Source organism: Bradyrhizobium sp. STM 3566, from assembly GCF_045571445.1.
GTDB lineage: Bacteria > Pseudomonadota > Alphaproteobacteria > Rhizobiales > Xanthobacteraceae > Bradyrhizobium > Bradyrhizobium vignae.
Window position 1 is genome coordinate 4,242,866 of sequence record NZ_CP120692.1, and the last position, 11,695, is coordinate 4,254,560.

Here is an 11,695-nt window from a genome sequence, read left to right on the forward strand (position 1 = left end):
TTACGGTCGCTTCGGAATGTTCAGCCCGCGTTGCACCGCAGGACGCGCGAGCCCGCGTTCGAGCCAGCTGCCGACGGCCTTGAACTGACCGAACTCCACGAGCTCGCCGGCGCCATAGAAGCCGATGAGATTGCGCACCCAGCCGAGCATGGAGATGTCGGCGATGGTGTAGTCGTCATCCATGAACCATTGCCGGCCGGACAGATGCGCCTCCATCACTCCGAGCAGGCGCTTGGATTCGTCCACGTAGCGGTCGCGGGGCCGCTTGTCCTCAAACTCCTTGCCGGCGAATTTGTGGAAGAAGCCGACCTGGCCGAACATCGGTCCGATGCCGCCCATCTGGAAGTGCAGCCACTGGATGGCCTGGTAGCGGCGCGCGGCATCCTGCGGCAGCAGCTTGCCGGTTTTCTCCGCGAGATATTGCAGGATCGCCCCGGACTCGAACAGCGGCAGAGGCCTGCCGCCGGGGCCGCTGGGATCGAGGATCGCCGGGATCTTGCCGTTCGGATTGAGCGAGAGGAATTCGGCCGTCTTCTGATCGTCCTTGCCGAAATCGACGAGGTGAACTTCGTAAGGAAGCCCGATCTCCTCCAGCATGATGGAGACCTTGACGCCGTTCGGCGTCGGCAAGGAATAGAGCTGAAGCAGTTCGGGATGTTTCGCCGGCCAACGCTTGGTGATGGGAAAGGCGGACAGATCGGGCATCGGGACCTTTGGTGCATGACTGAGCGTGCACAATCTAGGCAGGACGCCGTCCGGCGCAAGTCACGATTTATCCCTGCGAACCCGCACTCATCGCGGCAGCGTCGCCATCGCCGCGATCGGGATCATTGCCTCATGCTGCAGTCGGTACGCGATGAACCGTTGACCCGTGGTCAGCAGGAGGCCCGTGAAGGCGATCGCGAGCATCGCGGTCGCCAATTGGCACACGTCGTACATCAAATTCTGTTCCTCAGCAGTCTTAGGCGTAAACGTCGGCGCAAGCGCCACGTTCCGAGGCGGCATGGAAATATTGCTGTTTTTTCCCGAATTCTGCGCGAAGCCACTGTTCCGACGACCCGTGCAGGGACGAATGATCCCTTTGAGCGTTGTCGCTGCATGAACATCGAGAAGCGCGCCCTGCTCGATCATGCTGAACGCTGTCGCCGCGTCGCGAACGAGCTCGATCATGGCGAAGCTGCACAACGGTTGCGAGCGATGGCCGACGAGTACGAAGCGAGGGCGACAAGATTGGACGACGAAGGCGGCTCCTCGACTCCGGGTCGCAATAGTCACTGACATCTCCAAGGCGATCGGAATGGCTGATCGGTTTCAGTAGTTGATCTCCATCCGCAAGCCGCGAGGATCGATCTCCTCGCCGCCGACGCGCTCCGTGCTGTCACGCGCCGCGACCGCGCAGGCACAGGCGTCGACGAGATCGTCGCGGCCGATGCCGGTGCCGTGGCGTTGCGTCAGCCATTTCGGCAGGCGCGTGAAACCGCGCTGCGCCAAGAGCGCGGTCCGCTGTTCGAGACCGTGCACCGACGTCTTCCTTGCGAGACGGCCACGCCCTGCGAGATTCCAGAAGATCAATTCGGGATGGACCTCGCCGATCATCGCCTGCCGCGTCGGCGTCATGGCCTCGTCGAGCTCTCTCATCTTGTCCCTGATGTTCCAGAGCTGCGCAGATATGCCCCTGCCCTTGCCTTCGTGCTCCCAGTAATGGCGATTGGCGGCAGCCATGTCCGGGAACGTCCAAAGGTCTCGGCGCGCACCGAGAAACACGGCAGGGCCGACCAATTCGCGCCCCCGCAGATCGCAAGCGCGATAGCCGTTCGGGTTCAATCCGATCGGCATGTCGATCATCGCACGTGCGTGCGGGATCGCGAGCAGGCGCATCAAGCCCGGCGAATAGTCGAAGCCGTGATCGCCGCGGTCGTCGATCCAGGCAGCGACCCAGCCGAACCGAAATCCATCGAGGCCGAGATAGTTTGGCACGTCATGCGTCCGTCACTTGCAATTCTCACACGCCGGCACCGTGCGGGCGCTGCACTCGCTGCGGCCGCTCGCCGTCGCCGAGGCCGGCGAAGGCGAGTTCGATCGGTGGAAAGACTGACGCGAATTGCAGACGGAAGGCAAGCCTCTCACCTGCGTCCTCTATGCTGCCCGCCACTGCCACGCCCAGCGCGATCCGCATCGCCTGGTGCAGGCCGCCGATATTCTTCCTGTAAAATGCCATCGCATCCTCCGAGATGAGCCGAGGCCGAATGCCTCGAGCATCAAGAGGGCGCGCTGGCCGAAAAGGATTCGCGGGCGCGTGCAATTTTTTTTGAGATCAGCCTCCAACGGCCTGGTAGGCCAGGCGCTTGAACTCGAAGAAGAACGGATTCCAGAAGCCCATGTAACGCTGGGCCATCAACACGCCCGCGGTATTGGCCTCAGGACAAATCCACCAATGGGTGCCGGCAAGCCCGCCCCACTGGAATTCGCCGGTGGAGTTCGGCGGATCGAACGGCGTCGGCGCGAAGGTCACGGCGCCACCGAGACCAAAACCCTTGCCGGGAATCGGCCCGAGATTGGCGAAGCGGATGGTCTGGCCTGCGGGGAGCTGGTTCGTCATCATCTGCCGCAGCGTCTCCGGCTTCAGCAGAGCATCCGGCCCGGGCAGTAGAGCGCGCACGAGCGCAAGCATGTCCGGCAGGGTCGAAACCAGACCGCCGCCGCCCGAGAGCCGCGGGAACGGCTGCCGATACGCCTGCGGATATGGCAGATGGTCGGCGCGGGTGAGGCCGGGCTTCATGGGATCGAGCACGTCGACGCCGTTGTAGAGCGCAACCAGCCTGCCCTGCTGCGCCTCGGGGACGTAGAAGCCGGTGTCGGTCATTCCGAGCGGATCGAAGATGCGCGCCTTGAGGAAGCCATCGAGCGACTTGCCCGAGACGACCTCCACGATGCGGCCCAGCACGTCGGTCGCCACCGAATATTCCCAGCCGTCGCCCGGATGATAGGACAGCGGCAGGTCGGCAAGCCTGTCGATCATGTCGGAGAGCGGCGTCAGCGGATTGAGCACACGCGCCTCGTTGTAGCCTTTGAACAGCACGGTGCCGGGATCGAAGATGCCGTAGCTGAGGCCCGATGTGTGGGTCAGAAGCTGGCGGATCGTGATCAGCCCCCTCGCCGGCTCGACGTCGGCAAGGCTTGTCGCGCCCTGCTTCAAGACCTTGCGGTTGCCGAGCTGCGGCAGGAACTTTTCGACCGGATCATCGAGTCCGATGCGACCTTCCTCGGTCAGCAGCATGATCGCGCAGGTGACGAAGATCTTCGTATTGGAGAACGCGCGGAAGATATGGTCGGGCCGGAGCGCCGTGTTCGCCTCGCGGTCGGCAAAGCCGACGCATTGCTGATCGACGACCTCGCGCCCCCGCAGCACCGCCCACGACGCACCGGGAATGATCTCCTGATCGACGTAGCGCTGCATCGCCGTCCGTGCGGCGGAAAAATCTGTCGTCCTGGCGTCCATGTGTTTCCCCCAATTCTGGTTGGGATCGATATAACGAGATTTCCTACGATATGAAGCCTGCCGCGCAGCTCATCCCTGCTTCATGAGCGCGGTGACGTACAGGCGGCGACGGATTTTCATTCCCTGCCGCTGGTACAGCGCAATCGCCGACGTATTGCTCGAAAACACGTGCAGGAACGGAATTTCGCCGCGCGCTTCGATCCGGCGCGCGACCGCCGCGAGCAGCGCCTGTGCATAGCCGCGCCCGCGATAGTCCGGATGCACGCAGACGGCCGTCATCTCGACGAATTTTCCCGGCTTCATCCGCTCACCCGTCATCGCCACCAATTCGCCACCTGCGCGGATGCCGAGGAAAGTGCCGAGCTCATGGGTACGCAGCGCGAATGGACCGGGCTTGGTCAGCTCGATCAGCCGCATCATGGCAGGCACGTCGGCCGCCCCCAGCGTGACGATCTCGACATCGCGAAGCGGACTATCGGCGGGCGAGCCGATCATCTGCTCGCCGGTGTCGGCAAGAACGATCTTGAACCCGGCGGGAACGTCAACCGGCTCCGGCGTGAACAGCGCCGCGACTTGCGAAGGTGACATGAGATCGCCGAGCGCCGCAAAGCTTGCAGCGGACATGTCGGCCATGTCGGCAAAGGGCGTCATGTCCACGGGATAGCGCAGCGCTTGCGGGCCGCCCTCGGCCAGATGCTTCTGGCTCGTCGTCAGCGCGCTCCAGATCGGGCGATCCAGCAACGCCTAGTCACTGTCGGACACCGGCCTAGTCCTTGTCGAAGCTGACGATGACGGCGGCATTTGCGATCAGGATGGGGTCGTTGGCGACTTCGGTCGCCGAGGGGATCTCCAGCCCGCCCTTGACCGCAGTCACGGTCACGGTGCCGTAAGGCAGCTCCTTTGCGACGGCTTCCTTGTCCACCGCCTCGGGGTTGGGCACTCCGATCGTGACATCGACGAACATGTCGTTCGCGGTCTTGCCGATCATCCGGAAGAAACCGAGACTCGAATGCCTGATGGCATCCGACACCGCCCGCTTCGCCGCCTTGGTGGCGTCCCTGCCGTGAACATCGACGCCCATACCCATCTCGGTGACACAACGAACGCGAGTCATTTCAAGATCCTGTGGTTGGTCGAGTGATTGAGAGTGTCGGCGATCGGGACGCGCGGCACAAGCGCAGTTATTGCTCTCGTTTCCCGGACGCGCTGCAACGCTCTTGACGTTGCTGCGCAGAGCCGGGGCACGAGACCGTGGTTCTCACGCCTTTGCCTTCTCATGCGCGCGCAGCTCGTCGACCAGCACCCGCACGTTCTCCGAATAGTCGATCGGGATCGAGACGAGGTGCACGCCGCCCTCCTTGAAGGCAGCCTCCAGAGTCGGGCCAAAGCGGTCGATGCTCACGATCCGATGCCCTTTCGCCCCGTAAGCCTTTGCATAGTGGACGAAGTCGGGATTGCCGAAAGTCATGCCGTAATCGGCGAAATGATCGACGGCCTGCTTCCAGCGGATCATGCCGTAGGCGTTGTCCTCCAGCACCAGCACGACCATATTGAGCTTGAGGCGGGCCGCCGTCTCCATCTCCTGGCTGTTCATCATGAAGCCGCCGTCGCCGGCGACCGCGAGCACGCGGCGGTCGGGATAGAGCATCGCAGCCATCATCGCCGACGGCAGGCCGGCGCCCATGGTCGCCAACGCATTGTCGAGCAGCAGCGTATTGGCGACGCGGGTGCGGTAGTTGCGCGCGAACCAGATCTTGTACATGCCGTTGTCGAGCGCGACGATGCCGTTCTCGGGGATCACCTGGCGGATGTCGTGCACGATGCGCTGCGGCGTCGGGGGCCAGCGCGCCTCGGTGGCACGATCGGCGATGTGGTTCAGAATCTCTTCGCGGAGCGGGAGCAGCGCCGCCGCCTGCGGCAGCTTGCCTTCGAGCCGATCCGCCAACAGCTCCAGGCTGGGACCGACGTCGCCAACAACCTCGGCATCGGGGAAATAGACCTGCTCGACGCTCGCCGGGGTATAGCTGACGTGAATGACCTTCAGGCCCGAGGGGCCCATGATGAAGGGGGGCTTCTCGATCGGATCGTGCCCGATGGCGACGATCAGGTCGGCGGCATCGATCGCGTCGTGAACGTAATCGCGCTCCGACAGCGCCGCAGTGCCCATGTAGAGATTGGTGCCGCCGGGTACGGTCCCCTTGCCCATCTGCGTGGTGAAGAACGGAATGCCGGTGCGCCGCACGAAACTTGCGATGCCATGTGTCGACCGCGGCCGGCTGGTCGCCGCCCCCATCATCACCAGCGGGCGCCTCGCGGCCACGATCATCTCGGCGGCGCGGTCGAGCGCGGCGCGATGGGCGACCGGGATTTCGATCGGATGGACGGGGATCATGGGGACACCAGGCACTTCGTCGCCCGCGATGTCCTCGGGCAGTTCGAGATGCACCGGGCCCGGCCGCTCCTCCATCGCCACGCGGAACGCATCGCGTACAACAGTTGGAATGCTGGAGGCGCTGACGATCTGCCGCGACAGCTTCGTCAGCGGCTTCATGGTCGCGACCACGTCCACGATCTGGAAGCGCGCCTGCCGGCTGCTCATGATCGGCTTCTGACCGGTGATCAGGATCATCGGCATCGCGCCGAGATGCGCATAGGCGGCGCCGGTAGACAGGTTGAGGGCCCCGGGGCCGAGCGTCGACAGACAAACGCCGGGCTTGCCGGTCAGCCGCCCATGGGTTGCGGCCATGAAGGCAGCGGCCTGCTCGTGGCGGGTCAGGACCAACTCGATCTTGGAGGCGCGAAGCGATTCGACCAGATCGAGATTCTCTTCGCCGGGAATGCCGAAGATGCGATCGACACCTTCATTCTCCAGGGCCGCGACGAACAGGTCCGATCCCTTCACCTTGTGGTCCTGTCCGCTCATGTCGTCTCCGCTCGTTACGCATCCCAAGCTCCAGGAGCCGCCCATCGTAGCCGTCCATCGTTCCGGCACAACTCACAATGCAGCGTGGACTGGACACTTTATTCGTTGTCTGAGCACGTTCCGTCATCCTGAGGGGTGACGGTGATGGATTGGTGTCCGCGACAGCGTCTCAAATACTTCGCACAACGGAGTCAAGCGCGCTGCCCTTGCGGGAACCCGCGGCATCGATGCTTCGGTCTCGGCGCCGACCCCGGTTCACGCCGATGTTGCGACGTCCACATCCACCGATCCGGCGTCGCCACTGCTCGATCTCGGCAGCACCATCGCGAACCTGGTCGACACCTCGCTGTCGGCGATCTCGCACACGCTCGACAGCTTCAGCACGACGGTCAGTCAGCTGACGTCCACGGTAACCGGAACGATCGGCCAGCTCACGGACAGCGTTACCGGCCTGGTCGGCGGCCTCCTGCATTCCGTCGGCGGCGAAGCACACGACGGGTCCGCCCCCGACCTGTTCAACGCGCTGGTTACCGATATCGTGAGCAGGCCGCTGGCCTCGCAGCACGACAGCGCGGCGACGCACGATGTCGGTATCGCTGGCCTCGACACCGCCGGCGCGGTGCCGATGGCCGCGCTGCCATCGCTGACGCTGCACCTTGGCTTTTTCGGCCAGCCCAGCGACGGCCACGATCTCCATGACGGTGCATTCTCAGCACTCGGCGTCCACCATTTCTAGCGCCGGCTCGGTCCGCGATTGACAGTCCACGATCTCTGACTAAAGTCAGATATCATGCTCGACCCGGTCGCCCGCGTCCGCCGTTTCAACCGCGCCGTCACCTCTGCCGTCGGTGCGCTCGATACCTCGTTCCTCGGGCGCGGCCGGCCGCTCGGCGCGGCGCGCGTGCTCAATGCGATCGGCCACGGGCGCTCCGACGTCGCCGAGATCCGCGACTATCTCGGTCTCGATTCCGGATTGATGAGCCGGCTGCTCCGCAGCCTCGAGGACGAAGGGCTGATCGAGACCGCCGCACGCGAAGACGATGCGCGTCGGCGCATGGCAAAGCTCACACGGGCGGGCCGGCGCGAGTTCGCGGCCTACGAGGCGCTGTCGAACGCGCAGGCCGACGGCATCCTGACGCAACATTCGCAAGCCGAGGTGCTGCTGGCGGCGATGGACCTGGTCGCCTCTGCGCTGACGCGCGAGCGTGTTGCACTCGATGAGATGGATCCGCGAAGCGAGCAGGCCCGCTACTGTCTCGGCGAGTACTATGCCGAGCTCGGCCGCCGCTTCAAGCAGGGCTTTGACGTCTCGCTGTCGCGCGACCCCGACGCCAACGACATGCGCCGACCGCGCGGTAGCTTCATCGTCGCGATCTCGGACACGCTGCCGATCGGCTGCGTCGGCTTGAAGGGGACCGACCACGGCTACGCCGAGATCAAGCGACTCTGGGTCGCGCCCGCGGCACGCGGATTGCGGCTCGGCCGGCGGCTGATGGATGCGGCCGAGAGCACCGCGCGCGAGCTCGGTATCACGCTGCTGCGGCTCGACACCAACAGCGCGCTGCCCGAAGCCGGTCAGCTCTATCGCAGCACGGGCTGGCGCGAGATCCCGCGCTTCAACGATGATCCCTATCCGGACCTCTTCTTCGAGAAGCGCCTCTGATGCGGCGGGGCATCGTCATCTCGTCCGCGTCGGACTTCGGGCTGCTCGATGGCAAAGCGCACGGCTCGCGCGATCGCGTCGGGCTGAAGCGCGATGGCGCGATTGGTCTTCATCGCGCGTGACCCGGTCGGCGGTGAGCCAAGCTCGCGGCGGCCGGCGTCGGGATCACCTTTGGAATGGAGGCAAGCTTCCGGCCCGCGATCGCGCGCGGCGAGCTGGTGCCGATCCTGGAAGACTATTGCCCGTTCTTCGCCGGCTTCTACCTCTATTATCCGAGCCGCCGCAACATCGCGCCAAAACTGCGCGCGCTCATCGATCACGTGCAGCGGCGCGCATGAGCCGAAGGAACCTGCCATGGCCAGGGACGATCTTGCCGCCATCTACCGCGACTACATCGCCTGCCTGAACCGGCGGGACTGGCCGGCCCTCGGACAATTCGTGCACGATGAGGTCGCCCACAACGCGCGGCCGCTTGGGCTTGCGGGCTATCGCGCGATGCTGGAACGGGATGTTCGGGAGATACCCGATCTGCAATTTCACATCGAGATGCTGATCTCCGATCCTCCCCGCATCGCTGCCCGGTTGAAGTTTGATTGCACACCAGTCGGGATATTCCTCGGCCTTGCGGTCAATGGGAAGCGCGTGTCTTTCCACGAAAACGTGTTCTACGAATTTCGCAACCGCAAGATCCGGCAGGTCTGGTCGGTGATCGACAAGGCGGCGATCGAGACGCAGCTCTGAGGCCGCGCCTCGATCCGGCGCTCACGCCGCTGCCGGCGCCATCTCGCCTTGCGGCTTTGCGAAGGGGCGGAACGTCATGGCCATCAGGAACGCACCCAAGCCCATTGCCCAGGAGGCGATGTAGAGCCAGGCGTAGCTGGAAAAGGCGTCGTAGATCAGGCCGCCGGCGAGCGGGCCGGTTGCCATGCCGAGGCTGCCGGCCATCGCGGTGCCGCCGATCACCGTGCCCATCATCTTGAGCGGAAAGTTCTCGCGGATCAGAACGGCGTAGAGCGGCATGGTGCCGGCATAGATGAAGCCGAAGATCGCGCCGACCGCATAGAACGTCGTGAGCTGATGCGCGAAGACATAGGCGAGCGCGCCGAACGCCTGCAGCAGGAGGCCGGAGACCAGCACGCGCTTGGCGCCGAAGCGGTCGCCCATCAGGCCGAAGGCGATGCGCCCGCCGAGGCCGGCGAACCCCTCGATGCTGTAGATCGTCACCGCCGCGACGAGCGGAATGCCGCAGCTCACGGCATAGCTGACGGTATGGATGATCGGACCGGAATGGGTCGCGCAGCAGAAGAAGTTGGTGGCAAGCAAGATGAGGAATTGCGGGGAGCGCAGCGCCTCGCCCATCGACATCTCGCCTTGCGCGGCGCCCTCGCCCGCCGGTGTGGCCGCGGCCTGCGCGAGCGCCGGCGGACGGCGCACCAGCAGCGAGACCGGGATCATGATGGCGCCGACCACGAGCGCAATGATCTGCATCGAGGTGCGCCAGTCGTGGCCGGAGACGAGCCAGGCCGCCAGCGGCGACATCGTCATCGGCGCCATGCCCATGCCGGCCGAGACCAGCGACACGGCGAGGCTGCGATTTGTGTCGAACCAGCCCGTGACGGTCGCCATCATCGGCGCGAAGATCGCCGCGCAGGCCGCCCCGACCAGCAGGCCGAACACGATCTGGAACACGATCAGCGAGGTCGCATGGCTCGCCGCGAACAGGCTGAGCGCCAACACGGTCGATCCCGTCAGCACCACCGGCAGCGGCCCAAACCTGTCCGTTGCCGTGCCCCAGGCCATGCTGGTGAAGGCCATTGCCAGAAAGCCGATCGTCATCGCGCTGGAGATGCCGGTCACCGACCAGCCAGTGTCCTTTGCGATCGGCTGCAGGAACACCGGCAGCGAAAACATGCCGCCGACCGCGACGCAGCCAAGCAGGCCGCCAGCGACGACGATCACCCAGCGATAGTTGGAAGAGGTCATTTCGGTCTCCCGTCAGGTCTGTCTCACATGGAAGACGAATGGGAACGGCGCCGGCCGACAGCGGTCACGTCATTTTTGCCGCACGCTTTTGTGACCTGAAGCAAAAAGTGAAAAAACAACCCCATGCACAGTAGCGGGCACCAGCGGGATCAATGACTTACGAGGACGGTCATTTGCGATGTCAGGGCGCGATTTGACCTGTCGGGCAAAACACCGGCATAATGGCAACATCCCCCGGCCGCGCTCACCGCAGCGCCGCGCTCGGTCAAGCCTCGAACAAGGCCCTGACGTCGTCCTCGGTGAGCGCCGAAGCGATCTGTCCATCGCCCTCGAACAGACTGTCAGCCAGGGCCCGCTTTCGGGCCTCGAGCTCGTCCATCTTCTCCTCGATCGTGCCGGCGGCGACAAGTCTGTAAACGAACACCGCCTTGTCTTGCCCGCTCCGGTAGGCACGATCGATGGCCTGTTCCCCGACCGCGGGATTCCACCAGGGATCGAAGGCGATCACGGTGACGGCAGCGGTGAGATTGAGGCTGACCAGGAACACCTTCGCCGCGCCGTTCTGAAAGGCTTCGATCGCGGTCTTGCGGTCCCTGGTGTCGCCGGTGAGGAGACTGTAACGCATGCCATCGTCTTCGACGCGCTTCCCTTCCTGCACAAGGACGACACGCCGTATCCGGAATAACAGAGCGGCTCACCGGGCCGTGCGGGGGATGCTTCAACGATCCGTGAGTGAGTGGTAGGAGCCTGCATGAGTATTCGCCCGATCGTGCGCTATCCCGACCGCCGGCTCGCGCTGCCGGCCCGCCCCGTCACTGCGTTCGACGAGTCCTTGCGCGACCTCGTGAACGACCTGCTCGAGACCATGCGCGCCGCGCCCGGCATCGGCATTACCGCGCCGCATATCGGCGTGCCCTTGCGCGTCGTGGTGCTGGAGCTCGAGGCCAAGGATGGCGCGCGGACTTACGTCAATCCGGAGATCACATGGGCCTCGCCCGAGATGATCATGCATCGCGAGGGCAGCGTCTCGATGCCCGGGGTCAACGACGAGGTGCAGCGCCATGCGCGGGTGCGGATCAGCTACCAGGACGTCGAGGGCAATATGCAAAACGAGGAATCGGAGGGCTTGCGCGCCGTCTGCCATCAGCACGAGATCGACCAGCTCGACGGGATGTTCTGGATCCAGCGGCTGTCGCGGCTGAAGCGGGAACGGCTGGTGAAGAAGTTCGAGAAGATGTCGCGGAACGCATAGGGGGGATTGGCGACAGTGTCATCCACCAATTTGAGCCTTGTAGATCCGGATGGAGCCCGCTCACGCCCTCTTCCCGCTCCGCTTGTTGATCGGCGCATTGCGACGCTCTCGTTTGCCGCGCGCGATCTCGGTGGCCAGCGCGTCCAGCTTCGGCTCCCAGAAATTCCTGAACTGGCCGATCCATGCATCCACCGCGCGCAGCCCGGCAACGTCGACCGAATAGAGCCGCCTTTGCGCCTCCGCCCGAACGCTCGCAAAGCCGCTCTCGCGCAGCACCTTGAGGTGCTGCGAGACGGCCGCCTGGGTGATACCGAACTCGGCCCCAATGACTTCCTGAAGATCAAGCCGGGCGATGACAGCGAGTGTGTCGCGCCC

15 protein-coding genes and 3 pseudogenes are annotated in these 11,695 nt (G+C 64.5%); 6 read left to right on the forward strand and 12 right to left on the reverse strand.

Annotation, left to right across the window (positions count from 1 at the left end; all coding sequences use genetic code 11):
* From P6U27_RS20510 to P6U27_RS20550, 9 genes are all read right to left on the reverse strand, one after another.
* Complete coding sequence (locus P6U27_RS20510) at positions 1-705, reverse strand: glutathione S-transferase family protein (RefSeq protein WP_122403631.1); 705 nt, start codon at positions 703-705, stop codon at positions 1-3.
* Positions 706-792: 87 nt separating this feature from the next.
* Positions 793-1,170, reverse strand: coding sequence for a hypothetical protein (locus P6U27_RS20515; protein ID WP_407192417.1), 378 nt, complete (start codon positions 1,168-1,170; stop codon positions 793-795).
* Between the two features lie 141 nt (positions 1,171-1,311).
* Complete coding sequence (locus P6U27_RS20520) at positions 1,312-1,977, reverse strand: DUF429 domain-containing protein (protein WP_407192418.1); 666 nt, start codon at positions 1,975-1,977, stop codon at positions 1,312-1,314.
* A 25-nt stretch (positions 1,978-2,002) separates the two neighbouring features.
* A complete protein-coding gene (locus tag P6U27_RS20525; protein ID WP_407192419.1) occupies positions 2,003-2,218 on the reverse strand; it encodes a hypothetical protein in 216 nt (71 codons plus the stop codon).
* Positions 2,219-2,314: 96 nt separating this feature from the next.
* Complete coding sequence (locus tag P6U27_RS20530) at positions 2,315-3,499, reverse strand: serine hydrolase domain-containing protein (protein WP_407192420.1); 1,185 nt, start codon at positions 3,497-3,499, stop codon at positions 2,315-2,317.
* 69 nt (positions 3,500-3,568) lie between these two features.
* Positions 3,569-4,240 carry a GNAT family N-acetyltransferase gene (locus P6U27_RS20535; protein WP_407192421.1) on the reverse strand — a complete coding sequence of 224 codons (672 nt, stop codon included), beginning with the start codon at positions 4,238-4,240 and terminating at the stop codon, positions 3,569-3,571.
* A gap of 25 nt (positions 4,241-4,265) precedes the next feature.
* Entirely contained in the window at positions 4,266-4,613 is a 348-nt protein-coding gene (locus tag P6U27_RS20540) for a Lin0512 family protein (protein ID WP_018646107.1), read from the reverse strand.
* A gap of 144 nt (positions 4,614-4,757) precedes the next feature.
* Positions 4,758-6,422 carry an acetolactate synthase large subunit gene (locus P6U27_RS20545; RefSeq protein ID WP_407192422.1) on the reverse strand — a complete coding sequence of 555 codons (1,665 nt, stop codon included), beginning with the start codon at positions 6,420-6,422 and terminating at the stop codon, positions 4,758-4,760.
* A 255-nt stretch (positions 6,423-6,677) separates the two neighbouring features.
* Positions 6,678-6,806 (reverse strand): hypothetical protein, encoded by a 129-nt coding sequence (locus P6U27_RS20550; protein WP_407192423.1) that lies wholly within the window; start codon positions 6,804-6,806, stop codon positions 6,678-6,680.
* A 154-nt stretch (positions 6,807-6,960) separates the two neighbouring features.
* Between P6U27_RS20550 and P6U27_RS20555 the strand changes: the two genes are divergently transcribed.
* From P6U27_RS20555 to P6U27_RS20575, 5 genes and pseudogenes are all read left to right on the forward strand, one after another.
* Entirely contained in the window at positions 6,961-7,158 is a 198-nt protein-coding gene (locus P6U27_RS20555; RefSeq protein WP_407192424.1) for a hypothetical protein, read from the forward strand.
* A 54-nt stretch (positions 7,159-7,212) separates the two neighbouring features.
* Positions 7,213-8,085 (forward strand): GNAT family N-acetyltransferase, encoded by an 873-nt coding sequence (locus tag P6U27_RS20560; RefSeq protein ID WP_407192425.1) that lies wholly within the window; start codon positions 7,213-7,215, stop codon positions 8,083-8,085.
* The gene (locus P6U27_RS20565) at positions 8,085-8,207 is read left to right on the forward strand and encodes a hypothetical protein (RefSeq protein ID WP_283810456.1); all 123 of its coding nucleotides are present in this window, start codon (positions 8,085-8,087) and stop codon (positions 8,205-8,207) included. The genes P6U27_RS20560 and P6U27_RS20565 overlap by 1 nt, the downstream gene beginning before the upstream one ends.
* Before the next feature lie 18 nt (positions 8,208-8,225).
* Positions 8,226-8,423 (forward strand): annotated as a pseudogene (locus P6U27_RS20570) (LysR substrate-binding domain-containing protein); the annotation flags it as partial.
* A 16-nt stretch (positions 8,424-8,439) separates the two neighbouring features.
* Positions 8,440-8,826 carry an ester cyclase gene (locus P6U27_RS20575; RefSeq protein WP_129143346.1) on the forward strand — a complete coding sequence of 129 codons (387 nt, stop codon included), beginning with the start codon at positions 8,440-8,442 and terminating at the stop codon, positions 8,824-8,826.
* A 21-nt stretch (positions 8,827-8,847) separates the two neighbouring features.
* Here P6U27_RS20575 and P6U27_RS20580 read toward each other — a convergent pair whose 3' ends face one another.
* Together P6U27_RS20580 and P6U27_RS20585 are read right to left on the reverse strand one after the other, a co-directional pair.
* Entirely contained in the window at positions 8,848-10,068 is a 1,221-nt protein-coding gene (locus P6U27_RS20580; RefSeq protein ID WP_407192426.1) for an MFS transporter, read from the reverse strand.
* A gap of 265 nt (positions 10,069-10,333) precedes the next feature.
* Positions 10,334-10,714, reverse strand: a pseudogene (locus P6U27_RS20585) (helicase-related protein); the annotation flags it as partial.
* Positions 10,715-10,819: 105 nt separating this feature from the next.
* Here P6U27_RS20585 and P6U27_RS20590 point away from each other — a divergent pair.
* On the forward strand, positions 10,820-11,320 hold the full coding sequence (locus tag P6U27_RS20590) for a peptide deformylase (RefSeq protein WP_407192427.1): 501 nt from the start codon (positions 10,820-10,822) through the stop codon (positions 11,318-11,320).
* A gap of 60 nt (positions 11,321-11,380) precedes the next feature.
* On the opposite strand, the pseudogene P6U27_RS20595 reads toward P6U27_RS20590, so the two are convergent.
* A pseudogene (locus P6U27_RS20595) lies at positions 11,381-11,662 on the reverse strand (ArsR/SmtB family transcription factor); the annotation flags it as partial.
* Positions 11,663-11,695 lie beyond the last annotated feature (33 nt).